The following is an 18,913-nucleotide window of genomic DNA, read 5'->3' on the forward strand; positions in this document are numbered from 1 at the left end:
AAATATAAGGATTATGGATAACGTAAAACATATAAATTATAATTCAAAAAAGGAGCAGGACATCGCGTCCCGCTCCTTCTCTTTTCTTTTTTTGCAAGCCGGACTTCTAAAGACCTGCCGAATGGTAATCAGCCAGCACCGCTTCCGGTGTAAGCACATTGTTATACAGCTTCAGCTCGTCGATCAGCCCCTTGAACGGCACATCCCAATAATTAACCCCGAGCGTAAAGACGCCGTTGCTGCTTTTAAAAATATCCGGAAATCCGCTGCCCGAGAACTTTTCCTCTCCGTTAATGTACAGCTTGACCGTCCCGTTATCTACCGTGATAGTGAGATGCGTCCAGGTGTCCGCAGGAATGATGTAGCCTGCAGTTGCCTCGTAGACCGCATTTGACCATAGTATAGTGGCATCCGAAGGACCCTTCGGCACCAGGCTGATCCAGCTGCTGTTCGAGCTTGCCCCAAAGAAAGCCGTTGTGTATGTCGTTAGCTGGTCTGGATTCAGCCATAGCGAGACTGAATAAGTGTTGCTGTTAATCAGTCCGTCCGGCAGCCTGATCCCGGAAGCACCATCAAATTGAGCAGCCTGGCCTATTACCCCGTTCCCGTAAGTAATACTGCCGACAGTAGCGCTGCCAACCAGCGCCCCCGTCACCCTGCCTTCACCCGCAAGCTGGAGCGAATCCTTCAGGTCTCCTTCAAAAGAATACACTGCGACCCGTCCGTCCGTAACCTTTACCGTATAGCTCGCAGTTACATTGCCTCCGTCTGTGGAAACAGCTGTAATGACCGCTTCACCTGTTGACTTGGCTGTCACTGCTCCGCTAGTCGTATCAACCGCAGCGATATGGGGTGCACTTGAGGTCCATGTCAGGGCCTGGTTGCCGGCGTTGAGCGGAAGAATAGAGACAGCTGGAGTAAAGGTATTGCCGACAGCGATAACTTTTTGCGCATCCGCAAAGGCAACTGTACTTACCTTCACATCGGCATCCGGCTCACCGTTCACGAGCCAGCCTACGGCTTCGGGCGTCAGCGCTTTTTCATAAATGCGGAGCTTATCGATCTGTCCTTTGTATGGGATATCCCAATAATTGACCCCAAGGGCAAAGACACTGTCTTCACCTGCAAACAGGTCGGTATAGTTCGCACCTGTATATTTCAGCATTCCGTTCAGGTAAAGCTTAACGGTTCCTGCCTCATAGGTGAAGGCGATATGCGACCACTGGCCAACCGGAACCTGGAGCCCGGCATCAGCATCCAGCCAGGTTTCACTGCCGAACCAGACCCGGGTGGTCGCCCCGCCGTTGCCGTAAGGCAGTAAGCTCAGCCAGCTGGCAGGGCTCTTAGCTCCGAAGAACGCCGGTGTAAAAGCGTTCAGCTCCTGCGGATTCAGCCACAGGCTGAATGTATACGCGCTGCCGTTAATCAGCCCGTCCGGCAGCCGGACACCGGATTCGCCTTCAAGCTTGAGTGACTGCCCGTCCTGGCCGGCTGCATAAGCAACCGTTCCATCTGCCGTGTTCAGCAGCTTGCCGGTTACGGTACCGTCAGCCTGCCTGCCGGCGCTCTCCGCCAGACTGTCTTCAAAATCATATGCAGCTACAAGCCCATCCTCCAGCAGCGTCCCGCCCAGCTGAATAACCACTGCAGTGAACGTCTTCGTGACCGAAGCATCGCCTAGCTTAAGGGTTGCGGTCAGCTGCACCTCGGCATTGCCGCTGCCTGCCTGCGGCCGGGTGACCTTACCGTCTGCCGCAACAACAGCGGGATTTGAGGATGTCCAGGTAATGACAGCCCCTTGCACACCGGACACCGGCAGCCTCAGGTCTTTATAGACCTTGCTGGTATCGCCAAGCGTCAGGCCGCGGGCAATATTGTCCACCAGCTCTTCATTGCTAAGCTGCCTGATGGCACTGCCCCAGACGGATACACCCTGGCCGGACATCGCCGTAAAGACCATAACCTGTTCGTTCCGGGTGGAATCCCACTGCTTCACGAATACCCCTTTGTACAGGCGCTGCACCGTACTGCCGTTCTCTGTTTCGTTAATCAGCAGATGGGCATAATAATCGCCTGTCAGCTCCCAGGTTCCGCTTACCGCCCCTGCCAGCGTGCCGTCCTCCAGCAGCTGGGCATTTACAGTCGGTTTGATTGTACCTGAGGTATCCTTGCCGTGATTAACGAACTGGTACGCACCGACGACATCTGCCCGCTGAAGCTTGGCTAGAGTCTCGCCGGAATAACGGTGCGGAGCCACAACCGGCCAGGCATCCTCGTTCATGAACATCTGGTGCACCCGGACCTCATGGGTCTCCCCGCGCATCGGGAATCTGGTATGGAAGAAGTTGAACAGCTTGCCCAGCTCTTCATCATACAAGACTGAATTATGGCCCGAGGACACATAGCCGTATGCCGGGAAGTCAGCCTCACCGTTCAGGTTGCTGAACAGGAAATTGCCAATCAGCTTGTTGCCGATGTCCGAGTGATCCCCGTCCGTCGCCAGTACGGCATTCTGCCCGGCAGCATCCTTGTAAGGCCCATCCGGATTCAAGGAGCGGAACAGCCGCATGTTGTAGCCGCCGTCAGCAGCCAGCCCCCCGTAGGTTACATACAGATAGTAATAGCCGGTTATGCTGTCGTAGACGATATAAGGCCCTTCACCGGATTTATAATTGCCGCCGGATATCTTGGTTCCGAAATAACGGTCGATCATTCGGCCGTCTGCTGTAGCTCCGTCTTTGCCCGGGTATACCGGCTGTCCGGTAGCCGGATCAACCTCCAGCACGAATATCCCGCCTGACCAGGAGCCGTAGGTCATCCACAGCTTGCCCTCCTTGTCATAGAACAGCGTCGCGTCAATCGCATTGGTAAATTGCTTGTTGTTGTACGTGCCGTTTGCATTGAACCACGCCGGATTCATGCCTTCCAGCGTTCCATTGCCGATCAGTGCCTGGATGTTGGTATTGGTCCACTTTTTATTGACTGTACTGTCGGCATCATACTGCTCATCGAGTGTGAAGCCGGAGTAGATCACGGTTCCGCCGTAAACATACGGGCCTTCAATATTCTGTGAGACAGCAAAACCGATTGCAGAACGGATATAGGTGGAGGAGGCGCTGTAATAGATCATGTAGGCACCTTTGGAACCATCCCCGTTGACATATTCCCCATTCCAGAACACATCCGGTGCCCAGACAGAGAATCCGCCCTTACTGTCAGAATCATTCTCCCCGGCCCAGGCGAAGGATTCCGCCAGATTGGCTGACAGATCACCGTAAAGCGCATTATCCGGTGTCCTGTAGCCGTTGGTGAACGTAGTCCAGTTCAGCAGATCCTGCGATTTGGCTGCTTCAATATGAGAACCGAAAACATAATATGTCCCGCCCTCCTTAACTACCGAAGGATCGTGTACGGATACGTTGCTGAACACCGGTGCAGCGGGTACCGGGGTTGGCGCCGGAGTAGGTACTGGAGTAGCCGCCGGCGTTGGCGAAGCTTCGGGACTTGGCGACGCCGCCGGCGATCCGGTGCTTCCGCCGTTAGTTACCGGAGCTGAAGTAGCTGCAGCTGCCGGCACCGGTGATTCCAGCTTGATTAACCCGCTGAATTTCGGATCATAGCTTACCTTACCGGTGCCCTTAACCGTGATCTGTCCGCTCAGATTAGGGATCAGATTCCTGATCTCGCTTCCGGCCTCCGCACGCAGCGCTGCCATGCGGTTAAGCGTCAATTCCGCGATTACGCCTCTCAGCAGGACAAGCTCCGGTCCTCCGTCAGCATTCACTGCAACAGAATCGAAGCTGCCGCTAAGCTGGATACGTGAACCCGCCGGCAGGGCAGTCTCAAGCTTCACCCGGCTGAAGCCGGCTCCGCTCAGTGCCGTATCTTCTTCCAGTACGACGCCGGACTCAGCTGTTACATCCGGCACGGCGCTGCTGCCCTTGAGTACAATCCGCAGCTTGCCGTCCAGCTTGTCTGCAATTAGCGACGCTGCCAAGGTATTGTTCAGCACGACACTGTTCTCCCCGCCGCCGCTGACGATTATTTTGCCGGCTACCTTCACATTGTCGAGCAGGATATCGCCTGCCGCAATCCCTTCCGTAAGATACAAATTACCTGTAATTTCAGTATCCTTAAGTGTCACACCAGCTGTACTTATCACCACATTCTTCGCCTGAGGCTGCGTATAGCTGCCGCTTTGCAGAATAATCTCACCGGACAGCTTCCCGATCATCCTTATAGCTTCTGCCCTTGTTACCGGACGTCCGCCTTTAAAGCTGCCGTCCTCGTAGCCGCTGAGGAATCCTCCGCTCAGCAGCGTGTTAACGGCTTCCCTGCTGAACGAAGGCAGCGCTCCGGCATCCTGAGGCCCCGCTGCTGCTGCAGCGGCATCAAGCCGGAACAGCCGGTACAGCATGACTGCCGCTTCCTGGCGGCTGACCGTCTGCTGCGGGCGGAAGGTTCCGTCACTATGGCCCGATACATATCCTGCAGATAAAGCCTTCATTATTTCGCTGTAATATGCCCCGCCCTGCTCCACATCACTAAAGCTGTTTGCAGCTGCTATAGTCTGCAGATTAAATACCCGGTTTACAAGGGTAACCCATTCCGCCCGGGTGATGCTCTGATCGGGCTTATACACACCATTGCCGTAACCCGTCAGCAGCCCCTTGTCCACCCATGTCTGCAAATCCCCGGCAGCCCAGTGTGCTGCATAATCGGGAACTGTTACCGCCAGCTGCTGTCCGGCGGAATTATCATCCTTCCCTGTTCCCGCTGCCCCTAATGCCGGGGAGGGAACGAGCAGAAGTAGTGCAAGAAGCGATGCTGTCAGCCTGCCAGTCCGTTTTTTCAAAAGCATATCCCTCCATTTCTAAAAATCGGCCTTAAACAGCCGTAACGAATAAAACGCTTACAATAGATATTCAAAAAAAGTCTCTGCTCAGTCTTTGTTTTATTTCAAATAAACATAAACAAAAACCTGCAAGAAACTCTGTAACCGCTTTTATTCTATAGCGTCTATGCTAGATTAGTCAATTCATTTTTTATATTAATATGAATCTTTTTATATTTTCGTTTATTAATTAGCCAATCAAGAAAAAGAGCAGCGGCCCACCCGGATAAGCGGGAGAGCGCTGCTCTATTCGCGTAATCTTTTGCGTTTAACCTTTAGCCGAACGTGTATCGCTCCTATTGCCTCTCTTGCTCCTGTATCACCTGCTCAATCCCCAGCAGAATTACCTTCAGGCCGAACTCAAACGCCTGATCGGTTCCCATCAGCTCGAACAGCCCGGTCGTAAACATCCTCCGGAACAGGCCCGCATCTTTATCAGTCATTGTGTCCAGCAGGTGAAGCATCTCCTCACCCGGGAGCGCTTCGTGATCCTTGATCATAGCAGAGACATTACGCTCATGCTGATAGCTGTCCAGAACGAAAAAGAACACATAGTTCATCATCGTAGTAGCTACCTGCATCTTTTGCTCCGGCTCAAGCGGCGTCTCTTCGACGCAGAGCAGCATCCGGTTGGTAAACCGGATAAGATCCGGCTCGTGGGGCAGCGTCATCATCATCAGCTGGGTGGAGCAGGGATACCGGCTAAGCACGCTTCGTACCGTTACCGCGAGTCCCGCCAGCTGCGCCTTCCAATCCCCTTCAGAGCGGTATTCCTCCAGAATGATTTTGGATATCTGATTAGCCAGGCTCTGGTACAGATTCTGTTTGCTCTTGAAGTACCAGTACAGGGAGGGCGCCTGAATTCCCACTCTGTCCGCCAACCGTCTCATGCTGAATTTCTCGATGCCATCTTCTCCAAGAAGCTCCCATGACGCTTCCAAAATCCGGTCCTCCGAAATCTGTGGCTGCTGCTTTTTCATTATTATCCGCCCTTTTATCTAACAGTGTAAGTTTATGCTTTACAAGTCTATAAGCCCATGATATCATCTAACACTGTAAGGTTCAATCTAACACTGTTAGACAAAATTAAAAAACAAGAAAGTAGTGATCCGCATGGATGCAGAAAACCTCCATTATTTCGAAAAAGCCCCTGTCGCAAAAGCCGTAGTCCACTTCGCCGTGCCCATGATGCTGGGTATGTCAATGAGTGTCATATACTCCATCCTGAATGCCTATTTTATTGGAACACTCCATAACACGGCAATGTTAACCGCACTCGCACTAACCTTGCCGTTATTCGCAATCCTTATGGCACTTGGCAACTTTATCGGCATGGGCAGCGGTACCTTCATCTCGCGTTTACTTGGCGAAAAGAAATATGATGACGTAAAGCATGTGTCTTCCTTTGCTTTTTACAGCAGCTTGGCACTCGGCCTTATCGTCATTGCTGCCGGTCTCCCGCTCATCAATTCCATTGTCCATAGCCTGGGGGCTACGCCAGAATCGTTCGGATTCACCAAAGACTATGTCACCGTTATGCTGATCGGTTCACCTTTCCTTGTATTATGCTTCACGCTGGAAAATATGGTGCGCTCTGAAGGCGCAGCCGTTAAGTCAATGATTGGCATGATTCTCAGCGTTGTTGTCAATATTGTTCTTGATGCGCTGGTCATCTTCGTGTTCCACTGGGATATGATCGGCGTTGCTTCCGCTACAGTCATCTCCAACCTCGTTGCAAGTATATACTACGCTTACCATATGAGATTCAAGAGTCCCTTTCTAACAATCTCCATACGGTGGTTTAAGGCTTCCAGAGAAATTGTCAGCAATGTTACTAAAATCGGAGTTCCCGTCTTCATTATGAGTATCTTCATGGGGGCAATGTCGCTTATTCTCAACCATTATCTTGTGGAGTATGGCGATGCAGCCGTAGCCGCTTACGGCATTTCCTCCCGTCTGCTGCAATTTCCGGAGTTTATTATTATGGGCTTATGTGAGGGAGTCGTGCCGCTGATCGCCTTTTCTTTTACAGCCAACAGATTGCGGATGAAGCAGACCATCGGATTCACAGTCAAAAGCATTGCCATACTCGCAGTCGCCTTCGGCCTTATCGTCTATCTGATCTCCGGCCATTTAATCGGCTTGTTCACGAATGACCCGCAGTTGATTGAGATGGGCAGCTACATTCTGCATGTGACCTTCTTATCTCTATTTATCTCAGGCACGACCGCATTGTTTACGGGGATCTTCCAGGCTACAGCGCAAGGGACTGCCGCCTTTGTTATGTCCATTATTCAGGGCGCTACGCTGATTCCTGTGCTCTACATTGCCAACCGGATGAACGGCTTCCACGGCGTGGTCTGGTCACTTGTCATTGCAGATGCTGCCGCCTTCTTTGCCGGAGCTGCTATGCTATATGTTCTGCGGAATAAATTGCAGCCCGATCTGGAGAGCCTTGCGCATTGAGTGAGGTTTGTTCAGATAAAAGAAAGCCCGCTTCCGCCAACAGCCTGGCGAACACGGGCTTTCTTTTTTCAAATGGTAAGGTCCAGCTTCCTGGTAAGCAGGATTTCGAGCGGCTGCGAATCAAGAATCAGACAGCCTGCATCTGTATAGCCTAATTTTCTGTAAAAATGCTGGGCTCCTTCGTCCGCCTGGGTGGAGGTCATCACCATGTTGAAGCCCTTTTGCTTCATCTGTTCCTCCCAGAACCGCACAACCTGTGCTCCTGTCCCCTGACCCCGAAAAGGCTCATCGATCCAAAGCAGGTTCATGAACGGGATGTTGTCCCAAAAGTAGCCATACCTCATCCATCCGATGTTACTCCCATCCTCGTGCCGCAGGATATAGATTTCATTTTCATTCATTTTAGCCGGTATCAGATCTGCCGGGATATGCTGGTCACGGTCTCTTATGTATTCATGGTCAGCTTCTGTTGCGAAAGTGATGTTCATTATTTTGCCCCTCTTTTTTTAGATATAAGTTCCATATAGTTAGACTATGATTACCAAAATTTGTTGCGGAGCTATTAAGCTATCTCTTAGAGTAACCTTTAATATATCTGGTTTTCATTGTGTTATCACTAGCATTAGAAAGTAAACGATGTATACGATCTCACAAATGATCTTTATCCAAAAACCCCACTCATTCGGTTTACTTAATACATCGTCAATCGGGCAAACTATCGTATCATCTTAGTATAGCCTTTTCTAATATCCTATAGACTCCTCCTAAACTAAGAACTTCTTTGTTCGTACTGCACATTAACCTCAGGGCAATCAGATTTATTATAAGCGCATTAGCCATAACATTATTGGATTCATGCTGTCTTGGATGTTTAGACATAAATTACCTGCTGCTCGGAGTAACAAATCCTAGCCTTAGGTCTGGTACAATTCCATTCCATAGACTGTTTTGAGCCTTCTCTTCACTACATATAATGAAAGTAATTGAAAAACGTGAGAGGAAGGACATGGAAAATGAATGATAAAATGTATACTAGGCCGATTGGAGTGCTGGATTCCATACAAGCTCCTGTAGAATCACAATCTAAACCACGCAAACGTGGAGGAAGTCCCAAGACCTATCGGTGTATTTTGTACTTCTTAATATCATTGCCGACCACAATTGTCTATTTCGTGTTTATGGTGAGTGGGCTAGCGTTATCCATTGGATTAACACCGATTTTCATCGGCATTCCCTTGTTTTTTGCAGTAGCTAAAGGATTAGATTACATCGTAAAATTTGAACAAGAGCTAGTAAGATCATTGCTGGATATTCCCAGATTGACCGAGGAACACAGAGCAGATATGCAGAAGGAGGTAGCAGGCTTCCTTCAACGAATAAAGTTGGGTTTTAATGGTGCGGATTTTGCTCGTAACATTATGTTGATTATGGTGCGGTTTGTTTCGAGTATTGTCTTCTTTTCACTTACGGTAGCGATGGTAGCGACCGCATTAAGTCTGATTACACTGCCTGTGCTTCATCAGATTTTTCTGCAAACGATGGATTTGAACATCCTTGAGAATAACGTGTTCGCTTTGTTTAATATCCACTGGACATTACCTCAACAGTACATTGCTTATGTTGTAGCTGGATTGGTAGCTGCCGTGATCGCATCTTGGGCGATTCGGTTGCTTATGGATGTACAGCGTAGAATGCTGCTTGTATCCTACGAGGAAGTACAACAGTATTAATAGTAATGAAGAGGGTTGTCCCTAAAGCCATGAAATGGTTATCTGGGACAGCTCATTTTTTTAGTGCGCCCATTATGAGCGCTCCCTTGCATTAATGTCCCATGGAAGAACGTACTTACTTTCATAATTTATGGTGCGGCGCTAGTGCTATATGTATGGCTAATAGGCAGTAAAGTTTAACTATACTAATACTTTCCTAATCTTAAGGAAGAAATTGAAGTAATATTATTTATATCAAAAATCAAAGGATGGGATTTTTATTGATAATAAGGTCAGAACAATTAAGTGATTATGCTGAAGTATTCAAATTGAATTATTTGGCTTTTGGAAATAGGGAAGATGAATCTAAATTAATTGAAAGCATTAGGTTATCTGATGGTTTTATCCCCGAATTATCAATTGTAGCGGAAGAAAATGAACAAATAGTAGGTCATGCTTTATTTAGCAAAGCTGAAATTGTCGATGAAGAAAATTGTCATGAGGTTATAGTTCTTGCCCCTCTTGCAGTATTGCCAAGCAATCAAAAAACAGGAATTGGTGGTAAACTAATTCAAGAAGGCTTAAAAAGATGTGTAGCACTAGGTTATAAATTTGTATTTTTAATAGGACATCCGACTTATTATCCGAAATTTGGATTTAAGCAAGCGAGAAACTATGGATTTGAACTAAAGCAATTTGACGTGTCTGATGACGTTTTTATGTTCCTCGAATTAACTGAAGGAAATATAAAAACAACAATTAAGGGTGAGTTTAGGTTCCAGAGTCATTTCTTTAATTGAAATACTATTTAGTTCAATAACACTGTCGCAGTCCATAACATTATTATCATGTTCAAGAACTGTCGTCGTTTAACATTTTTTGGGCCAATGTTTTTAAGTACCTTTTGCAAATTTGAGTTCGTTCGCAAAAATACTTATGTCTCCATTCCAGCCAAATGACCGGCTGATCCAGTCAACCTATACAGGGTAATAGGTTGACTTTTCTCACCTTCCTATCCCCTCCCTTACTGCGCTGTTTCTGTCTACCACTCACCAGCGCTCTTTTAAAATAACCCTGTTGTACGCACCATCAGAGACTGTATATAATTTTCGTTTATGATCATCATGAATTTCACAAACGTCGAACGAATTGCCGATACAATCAGCATACCAATATGATGTTACATTGCTTTTATGATGGTAACTCTCATTTATTTATTGGACTCCTTCCTCAAAATCACATATTGGATTCTGGCACTTTTCCCAACAGGAATCCGGACCTTCGTCCCCGCCCCAGTGAGGAACCACGTGCTATCCGCAACCAAGGCATAAGGAATTGTCACTCATGGCTGCCATCCACCCAATTCCCCAAACCTTGCTGTCCCTTTGCCAGGATCGGCTGCGGAAGCTGCTTAACGTCAGCCAGCCCCGGGTCTCAAAACGTTTCTCGCCAAGCGCTATAAGCATTGCCCAAGGCTGCTTTATGGTTATAGCCTTCATGACTGGACCACCTCTCCCTCATCTTCTAAGACCGAAATCGAAGATTTCCTAATGCTCCAGCCGTTACCCTCCGTAAAGCTCCTTGCCAGCGTCATCATGGCAGCGCTGTATTGTCCGAGCGTCTCTGGCCGCATTTGGTGAGCAAACGGTAAGCCTGCGGCGTTAGAAATATAATGGCCTTTCTGCAACATGCGGACATTGCCCAACAACACAGTCAACAAACCGTAATGCCGTATTCCAACAATGTCCTTACCGCAGGATTTAATCACTCTGCTCCTCTTGCTTATCAGCTCTTTTAGGGTGCGCTTAAATCTATCAAATGGTATAATGCAAAAATTGGGGGTGTAGACTTTGGATAGTAGTTATTGGATAGTAATCTTTATACTTTTAGTTGGGGCCATCTCTCTGGCGCTGGTCAACAACAAGCGTAAAAAATAGTTTTTTGGATGGGGAGAGGCGCCAACCCTCCCCTTTTACAATTCAGATATTGGTGATGACCGGTACCCGCAGGACTCGCAATAGCTCCCAGCCTCATCATAACCAGTGTATATTTTATCCTCACAATCTACACAGCCTCGACCATGAGATTCAAGTATAGGCCCCCATTCTGCTCTGCATGCCGCTTTCGCCCGGCGGCATCGGGTTATCGCAAGACCTGAATTCAGGGAGCAGCGTTTATTTCTCCTTATAGGGGGCTATGTTAACTGTTGGTGAGTATCTTCGTGCTATGCAAGAGCTGTCGATTATATTTATTTATGAATACATATGGATCAAGTAGGCGATATTATTGAAAACTTCTTGAGATGGGCGGTTATTATGAAAAAATTAATGATATTGATTGTAGCTATGCTCCTGTTTCCCACTGCTTCAATGGAGGCTATGCCAGAATACGCAAAATGGGGTAAAATTGCAGTAGAGGAAACCCAAAAACATTACCAAGCAGCCATAGTCGATTACAAACACATCGGTCGAACTGAACTAACACCAAAAAAGGCTGAAGAGAAATTTAAACTATGGATTAGGAACAAAGCAGGTAACGAATATGGGGTTATTGTAACAATCCAATTTGACCCTTCAACTGAAACCGTTCAATCGATTCAGTTTTCTGAAACTAACCGATAGTTTAATGAATAAGAGCATTGGCTTCACGAAATCCGGCACGGGTTCATAGGCGATGCCGGTTAAGCGCTGAAGGGCTTCACATCTGACACCAAAGGTGGATACTTTCAGCTTCCGGGCATCATTGAGCCTGCCATATCGACTGGTCACATCCTCCCACATATCCTCTCTATTGCGCAGGCAAAACAATGCGTTCATCTTAACATAACTGCTATGATCATTAAGAGAAAAACGTATTTCCGCGTATGTAAGATCCGATGCAGCAGCTAAGATACATGCTGCACAGCCAAGGATAACCGGTGCGGCATAAGAGGTTCCCTCTGTTCTGGAATAGCCGTCTGGAAGAGTATCGGATTGAAGAGTGTAGTGATTCTCATACTCTTTAGCGGATTGAAAAGGAGTGGGAAGTACAATGTTTTCAGCCTGAGCCAGAATCTCAGGGATTCTTTTTCCTTCGAATGTGATCCCATGGCAGCCGTGATAAGAACTAATCTCATCTGTACAATGAGGAACAATCACTCCACCAACGGATAAAACAGAGGATGAAGATGCTGTCGTCGATTATTAGCCGTTATATCCGGATGAGGCGGAAAATATCCGTCAACCCCCAAAACGAGAGAATTAGCTTGCTTTTGGGCTAAATGCCTGGCTATCTTCTTCAAATTTTGGGCAACTGCCGTCATTAGTGCCTGTTCTTGTACTTTGGCTCTGCCCCGCATCCGGCATCGGCGCTATCCATGCAAATTTTTGGCATCAGCAAAGCTAAGCTCTACGGTTTGAGCGCGGTATTTGTAGAGCTTTTCGCCTTCGGCGCTGTTCTTATTTCGGCTCACCTGCTCTTTGTAGCTTTCCCACACATGCCGACGGATGACGCGCTGGCAGCTTTGGTTTTCGGTGCAATAGGGCAGTCGTGGACAAGCGCTGCAATACGTTTTAGGGGAGGCATACGCTTCATAACCATTACAGCTGGTGGTCCGTTACGTTAATAACTGTCCTTCAGGACACACATACAAGCTGCAAATACGGATACTCCTTGGTAAACAGCTGTAACTCGGTAGCGTAATGAATTGGGCTGTTGTCCAACATCAAAGCTATTTGTCCTGCTGGGGGAAGCAGAGATAATATCCTGTTAAACCAAATAAAGGCGGCAGCGTCCGCCTCTCCTTCTTCTCGGTGATGCACTTGCCCTGTTTTGTAGCTATTGGCACGGCATCATGAATGAGCCGGGTTGAAATAACTGTACTTGCTGCAACTAAACTAGGCTAATTAGCTTCGTTGCAGGGTTTAACTGCACTCTATACATTTATATTTGCCAAAAACGCTCCGAACCGGATTTTTCGCGAAAAATAGATGTATAGAATACAGTTATTTCCTTAAAATGACTGAATTCCCCTGTTTTAATTGCACAAACTACACTTAAAACTCATTTGACCCCGAACCGACGGACTAAGGTTAGCGCTTTGGCAAGGGAGATCCATCCGCTGCTCAACGCTTTACCTAAGGCAGGAACAAGAGACGGTTAGTTAGTCTCTTAATGACGTTCTATATAGCTTTTGCTTATATAGGATGTTACCTGTACGCAGGCGTTCCCACAACGGATTAACTGAAAAATGACACTACCCTAACATTTCTCATACATTTGCAGTAAGTAGAAACGGCTTTGCCGTCTTTCAGGGAAGGCGGCAACCTTTTCTGCGAGAAATATAAGGATTATTGATAGTGTAGAACATATTGATTCTTATATTTTTCAAAAAAAAAGACCGTCAGACAGACGGCCCTCCCCTTATAAGCTTTACCGTTACCTATACCGTCTGCAGCAGCCAGGCCAACGCTTCCTCCTCATTACTGAACGCCCGGAAGGCAGTACCCTTATTCAGCTCCGTAAGCAGCTCCTTGAACCTGCCTTTATCCGCTTGAGTGCCGGTAATGACCGCCGCGCATCTTACATGGTAATTCATGAATTTTTGCAGCGCTGTTCCCGCAAGACCTGTACGCAGATTGTAAAATTCCTCCGGCAGGGCCGCTTCATGCAGCAGAACGTTGTAGACATCATGGCCCATGCAGGCACCGATGAGATCCAGAATATCCTGCTCTGTACCCAGCCTGCTGTCTGCAGACCGTAATTCTAAGTACCGTTGTCCTTCTCTGGCTATGACTTCAATATTCATATCCTTCACTTCCGTTTCCCTGGTAATGGCCTGGCGTACCTCTCCGATCCATTTCAGCTCACTGGTATACGCTGACAGCTGGTTAGCCTCGATCATTCTCCAGATCATGGCTTCGCGCGGACTGCGGTCCGGAGCATACTGTCCCTTATCCGCGCGGCCCTGTTCGAGATGAATCAGACTTATGATCTCCTGTTCATAAGCATCCAGCATAGCTAGAATTTCAGCAGTTTCCAGCTGGTCGCTCCAGGCAAGCTGAATGAGAAAGGTTTTTCTGGATTCAGGCTGCTCAGGAGCCGACAGGACCCAGTACTTCAGCTCCGCCCGTCCTTCCGGCGTTATCGTGTACAATTTCTTGGAGGGCAAGCTTTCCTGATGCTGTACTTCGCTGGTGACATATCCATCCTTCAAAAGCTCCACCAGCGCTTTGTAAATCTGATTGTTGTTACCTGACCAGTACATAAACGAAGAATCCTGAATAATCTTCTTCATATCATATCCGGTCAGAGACTGGCTGCTTAGCAGTCCCAAAATGGCATAATTAATCGACATTTCACTCACTCCATATCAGTAACCTATGTTAACTGTAACATAGGTTACTTCAATCACACAAACATAAAATAAGCCATGCACCGGAAACGGCACATGGCTGTCGAGCTTTTAATGGCCGGGCAGCCGGATACCGTACCACCCGCTTACTTCACATTGTCCATATTCATTACTGCCTGCAGTGACCAGTGTTCCGTCTGACTTAAGCCCAAGGGTATGAGAACAGCCTGCGGCTACAGCTACTATATCGTACCAGCCGCTTACCTCGCACTCACCATGCTTATTCCAGCCCGCAGCGGTTACCGTGCCGTCCTTCTTAAGACCGACTGTATGATGACTGCCTGCCGCTATTCCCACGACTCCGCTCCAGCCGCTCACCTCGCATTGGCCCTCTTTATTCCGGCCTGCCGCCACCACCGTGCCGTCAGACAGAAGGCCTGCGGTATGAAGATATCCTGCAGTTACTGAAATGACGCCGCTCCAGCTGCTTACATTACATTGACCATACCGGTTATTGCCTGTCATGATTAAGCTGCCGTCCGCCTTCAGTCCGGCTGAATGCCAGTCGCCTGCCGCTACAGCCACGATATCCTGCCAGCTGTCCACGTTGCATTCGCCTTCCAAGTTACGGCCCGCAGCCACAACGGTGCCATCCGCCATCAGGCCGATCGTACGGCGCCAGCCTGCGGCTACCGCAACGATTCCGCCCCAGCCGCTCACCTCGCACTCACCGTGCTTGTTCCAGCCTGCGGCCGTAACGGTGCCGTCTGCCCTCAGTCCGACTGTATGGGCATTGCCGGTATGCGCATTGCCTGCGGCTACCGCTACAATATCGCGCCAGCCGTTAACCTCACATTGGCCGTATTTATTATCGCCGGCAGCAGTCACCGTTCCGTCGGCCTTCAGTCCGGCCGAATGACGATACCCTGCCGCCAGGGATGCCAAGGCTTGCCTGATAATCATTAATCCCGCTCCTTCATCATGGTTAGCTGCTTTCTCTCCATTTAACCACAATGAACAGTTAATTGCTGCAGATCTGCCTGATCAGGCTCCGGTCCCGCAAGCATGCTTACCCTTTAGTAGCCCCGGCAGCAATGCCCTTAACGAAGTATTTCTGCAAGGCAACAAATACGATAAGCACCGGTATAACCGACATCGCGGTTCCGGCAAAAATCATATCCCAGCGCGAGGAAAACTCACCGATATATCTGTAAATTTCAACTACCATCGTCTTCGGCTCGCCCGAAGGCAGCACCAGCATCGGCATCAGGAAGTCATTCCAGATCCCGAGGCCGTTCAGCACGACCATACTGGCCGTAACCGGACCCATCAGCGGGAATACAATCCGCCAGAAGATTCCGTAGCGTGAGCAGCCGTCAATTTCCGCAGCCTCTTCAATTTCCTGCGGAATACCTTTGACGAAGCTCGTATAGAGCAGACAGCCGAAGCCGACGGCACCGGCGACATAGACCAGAATCGGACCGGCCAGACTGCCGTATAAGCCGAACATTCTCAGCTCCTTGAACAGCGGGATCATGTAAGCCTGGAACGGAATCATCATCCCGGCCAGGAAGTACAGGAACATGAACCTTGTCCAGCGGGTGTTCCGCCGTTCAATCGCATAGCCGGCCATAGGAATGATCAGCACCTGGGCTACAATTGACACCAGCGTCAGGATCAGACTGTTCAGAATGGCGCGCGGGAATTCCGTCTCAGTCAGCAGATACTTGAAGCTGTCCAGATAGAGGCCTTTAGGGAAGGCGATTGCATCCCGCATAATCTCGGCATTGCTTTTGAAGGCTGACATCAGATTGAAGAAGATCGGGAAAAAGAAAAGGATAGCCAGCAGCAAGGTAATGATGAACATGGAAATTTCAGCAATTCTTCTTTTCGTTTGCAGTGTCATGCTACATCTGCACCTCCCGTTTCCGGAGGAATTTCACTTGTATGACCGTAATCAGCATAATGATCAGGAACAGCACCATCGCCAGCGCCGTACCAAAGCCCTGCCGCAGCTCTCCGAAGCCGACCTTATAAATAATATAGGTTAATGTCTCGGTCTCAAAGCCAGGCCCGCCGTCCGTCATGACGGCAATCTGGTCAAAAATCTTCAGCGCGCTGATCATCGCCAGTACCATACATACTGTCATTGAACCGGCCAGCAGCGGGAAGGTGATATGGCGGAACTGCTGGAAGCCGTTTGCCCCGTCAATGCTTGCCGCTTCATTCAGCTCAGGCGGAATGCCCTGCAGCCCGGCCAGATAAATAATCATATAGTAGCCTGCGCCCTTCCAGACCGTGGACAAAATAATCGAAAGCATGGCGAACTTCGGATTGCCCAGCCAGTCAACTACCCAGCTGCCCAGTCCGACTGAATCAAGAATCTGATTAAATACGCCGAAGTTGTAATTCAGGATCATGGCCCAGACAAAGCCCATTACAATGCCGCTGAGCAGCGTCGGGAAATAAAAGATGCTTCTGAACAGGTTGCGGAACCACCGGACCTTATCGACAAGAATGGCCATGGCAATCGCCGCGATATTTTCCAGAATGACAAGGCTGATGGTCATCACCAGCGTATTCTTAAGCGCGTTGTGCACACGGGGGCTGTGCCAGATTTCCACGAAATTGGCGAACCCGATATACCGCATATCGTCGCTGATTCCGTCCCATGAGGTGAAGCTGAGATAAATGCTGCCTGCCGTCGGCACGATGACAAACAGCGTATAGATCAGAAATGAAGGTAAAATAAACATTAGCGCATACGACTGGAACCGCTTCTTTTTCTTGGGCTTCAGTGCCGTTAGCGGCTTGTCTGCTTGCTGAATTGCTGTAGCCATGGATGCTCTCCCTCCCGGAGATGCTGCCCAAGTGGAGGCTGATCCTGCTGAGAAGCAGGTCCTCCCTCCCTTGGGCAGCTTTTTCTTTTTGACAAAAACCAATTCTGTTATTGCTGGTTTGCTTTTACCTGTGCGTCATATTCGGTGTCTGCCTGCTTCATGTAATTGCTGACGTTCTCGTCCTTCACGACCAGATCCTGCAGCAGCTTGTAGAACCAGTTGCGGAACTGCGGAGGAATGAGGTTATCGCCCCACCAGTTGTTGATCGCCAGTGATTTGGTAACGTTCGGATCTGCAATCAGGTCAAGCGCTACCTGCATCTGCTCTCCGGTTTCATAGGTAACCTTCTCTTTGGTGGAAGGGATCGCGTTGATGCTCGACAGGTATTGGGCATATTGCTCAGGGGCAAAGAAGAAGCGGATAAAGTCCTTGATCGCCTCTGTTTTGTCAGCGTCCTTGGCTGCTTCAGCTGAGAGTGACCAGCCGGCAGGTGACGGCAGACCGATTACGTTCACTTTGCCCTCACGGTCAGGAATGGCATAGAAGCCGAATTCGAAGCTTGGATCCGCCTCCTGAATCTGCGTGAACATCCAGGTGCCGGAGAAGAGCTGGGCTGCTTTGCCCGCTACGAGAATGGACGCCGTCTGGTTGTCCCCGGTGCTGAGCCAGCCTTTATCCACATAGTTAGTGAACAGGTCTTTGAAGTCTGTAATGGCCTGAACAACGTTGGCATCGGTGAAGCTTACGGTCTTGGCCGTCCGCTTGGAGTTCCAGTCCGGGTCCTTCGAATACACATCATCGATCAGGAACTTGTTCACCCAGAAGCCCATGTGGAAAATATCCTTGCCGCCGACCACGAGCGGAGTAATCCCGCTGGTCTTCAGCTTTTCCTGGATAGCAAGAAACTCGTCATAGGTTTTTGGGAGCTCAGTGATTCCGGCATCCGCATACGCTTTTTTGCTGTAGATGATGCCCTGCGGCACGTTGACCGACATCGGTGCATTCCATACCTTGCCGTCTACCTGCGGCGGATTGTCGAACAGCTCCAGCAGGTCGGACGGCAGCTCGACGATTTTGCCGGCATCCGCAAACACCTGGGTGTCACGGATTTCTACGAGATCAGGGAATTCGCCAACCGCATCCTTCGTCTTGAGCCAGTCCAGATAGGCTGCAGAGGAGGTTTCGCTGATATCCTTGATTTTGACGTTCGGATTGGCTTCCATGAATGCTTTGACGGCCTCTGCAATCGCCGCTTTGGTCGCCGGGTCACCGGATGCATAGCCGATGGAGAACTGCACTTCTTTTTTCGCTTCTGTCGTTGCCGCCGGTGCATTAGATGAAGAAGCTGTATTCCCGTTGTTAGAAGCATCTGAAGCATTATTATTGCTGCCGCAGCCCGCCAGAATCGCAGTTGCAGCCAGCAGCGTTGCGGACAACGCGGTTACTGATTTTTTTAACATATGAACGAGACCCCCTATGATTCTCATGATTGAGTGAAAGAGCCGGAAACAGCACCCGATGTGCGCATCATCTTAGAAAGCGTTTCCTTGTGATTACAGAATAGCATTCTGCCCTCCAGGGTTGAATGCAGTTTTTTAAGCTCCGTATGCGGTAATTTTAAGTGAATCCTGGCAACAAGCAGAAACGGCTATGCCGTCCTTCAGAGAAGGCG

The 18,913-nt window shown here is 49.1% G+C and carries 12 protein-coding genes and 4 pseudogenes; 4 read left to right on the forward strand and 12 right to left on the reverse strand.

The genetic code is table 11. The features are described from left to right. Window positions 1–106 precede the first annotated feature (106 nt). The gene (locus BN3772_RS30195; protein ID WP_167336703.1) at window positions 107–4,855 is read right to left on the reverse strand and encodes a LamG-like jellyroll fold domain-containing protein; all 4,749 of its coding nucleotides are present in this window, start codon (window positions 4,853–4,855) and stop codon (window positions 107–109) included. Between the two features lie 335 nt (window positions 4,856–5,190). Then, window positions 5,191–5,874 carry a TetR/AcrR family transcriptional regulator gene (locus BN3772_RS30200; RefSeq protein WP_042204490.1) on the reverse strand — a complete coding sequence of 228 codons (684 nt, stop codon included), beginning with the start codon at window positions 5,872–5,874 and terminating at the stop codon, window positions 5,191–5,193. 133 nt (window positions 5,875–6,007) lie between these two features. On the opposite strand from BN3772_RS30200, the gene BN3772_RS30205 reads away from it, so the two are divergent. Continuing rightward, window positions 6,008–7,360 (forward strand): MATE family efflux transporter, encoded by a 1,353-nt coding sequence (locus BN3772_RS30205; protein WP_042204491.1) that lies wholly within the window; start codon window positions 6,008–6,010, stop codon window positions 7,358–7,360. 68 nt (window positions 7,361–7,428) lie between these two features. Here the strand turns inward: BN3772_RS30205 and BN3772_RS30210 are convergent, their stop codons facing one another. Next, entirely contained in the window at window positions 7,429–7,848 is a 420-nt protein-coding gene (locus BN3772_RS30210; protein WP_042204492.1) for a GNAT family N-acetyltransferase, read from the reverse strand. A gap of 82 nt (window positions 7,849–7,930) precedes the next feature. Beyond that, window positions 7,931–8,085 (reverse strand): annotated as a pseudogene (locus tag BN3772_RS31470) (nucleotidyltransferase); the annotation flags it as partial. Between the two features lie 288 nt (window positions 8,086–8,373). Here BN3772_RS31470 and BN3772_RS30220 point away from each other — a divergent pair. Continuing rightward, window positions 8,374–9,090 carry a sensor domain-containing protein gene (locus tag BN3772_RS30220; protein ID WP_052380758.1) on the forward strand — a complete coding sequence of 239 codons (717 nt, stop codon included), beginning with the start codon at window positions 8,374–8,376 and terminating at the stop codon, window positions 9,088–9,090. Window positions 9,091–9,350: 260 nt separating this feature from the next. Then, a complete protein-coding gene (locus tag BN3772_RS30225; protein ID WP_042204493.1) occupies window positions 9,351–9,869 on the forward strand; it encodes a GNAT family N-acetyltransferase in 519 nt (172 codons plus the stop codon). 615 nt (window positions 9,870–10,484) lie between these two features. Here the strand turns inward: BN3772_RS30225 and BN3772_RS30230 are convergent. Beyond that, window positions 10,485–10,568: pseudogene (locus tag BN3772_RS30230) on the reverse strand (ASCH domain-containing protein); the annotation flags it as partial. Between the two features lie 816 nt (window positions 10,569–11,384). On the opposite strand from BN3772_RS30230, the gene BN3772_RS30240 reads away from it, so the two are divergent. Next, complete coding sequence (locus tag BN3772_RS30240; protein ID WP_042204504.1) at window positions 11,385–11,690, forward strand: DUF3889 domain-containing protein; 306 nt, start codon at window positions 11,385–11,387, stop codon at window positions 11,688–11,690. Here BN3772_RS30240 and BN3772_RS31770 read toward each other — a convergent pair. From BN3772_RS31770 to BN3772_RS30275, 7 genes and pseudogenes are all read right to left on the reverse strand, one after another. Beyond that, window positions 11,643–12,227 (reverse strand): annotated as a pseudogene (locus BN3772_RS31770) (S8 family serine peptidase); the annotation flags it as partial. The gene BN3772_RS30240 and the pseudogene BN3772_RS31770 overlap by 48 nt on opposite strands. A 191-nt stretch (window positions 12,228–12,418) precedes the next feature. After that, window positions 12,419–12,637: pseudogene (locus BN3772_RS31775) on the reverse strand (transposase); the annotation flags it as partial. A gap of 852 nt (window positions 12,638–13,489) precedes the next feature. Then, entirely contained in the window at window positions 13,490–14,404 is a 915-nt protein-coding gene (locus BN3772_RS30255; protein WP_042204498.1) for a PadR family transcriptional regulator, read from the reverse strand. Window positions 14,405–14,512: 108 nt separating this feature from the next. Then, a complete protein-coding gene (locus BN3772_RS30260; RefSeq protein ID WP_042204499.1) occupies window positions 14,513–15,364 on the reverse strand; it encodes an RCC1 domain-containing protein in 852 nt (283 codons plus the stop codon). Between the two features lie 106 nt (window positions 15,365–15,470). Then, on the reverse strand, window positions 15,471–16,307 hold the full coding sequence (locus BN3772_RS30265; RefSeq protein ID WP_197071343.1) for a carbohydrate ABC transporter permease: 837 nt from the start codon (window positions 16,305–16,307) through the stop codon (window positions 15,471–15,473). 1 nt (window position 16,308) lies between these two features. Then, the gene (locus BN3772_RS30270) at window positions 16,309–17,241 is read right to left on the reverse strand and encodes a carbohydrate ABC transporter permease (protein ID WP_042204500.1); all 933 of its coding nucleotides are present in this window, start codon (window positions 17,239–17,241) and stop codon (window positions 16,309–16,311) included. Between the two features lie 107 nt (window positions 17,242–17,348). Beyond that, complete coding sequence (locus BN3772_RS30275) at window positions 17,349–18,701, reverse strand: ABC transporter substrate-binding protein (protein WP_042204501.1); 1,353 nt, start codon at window positions 18,699–18,701, stop codon at window positions 17,349–17,351. Window positions 18,702–18,913 lie beyond the last annotated feature (212 nt).

The sequence above is a fragment of the Paenibacillus camerounensis genome, assembly GCF_000723885.1.
Taxonomy (GTDB): domain Bacteria; phylum Bacillota; class Bacilli; order Paenibacillales; family Paenibacillaceae; genus Paenibacillus_AQ; species Paenibacillus_AQ camerounensis.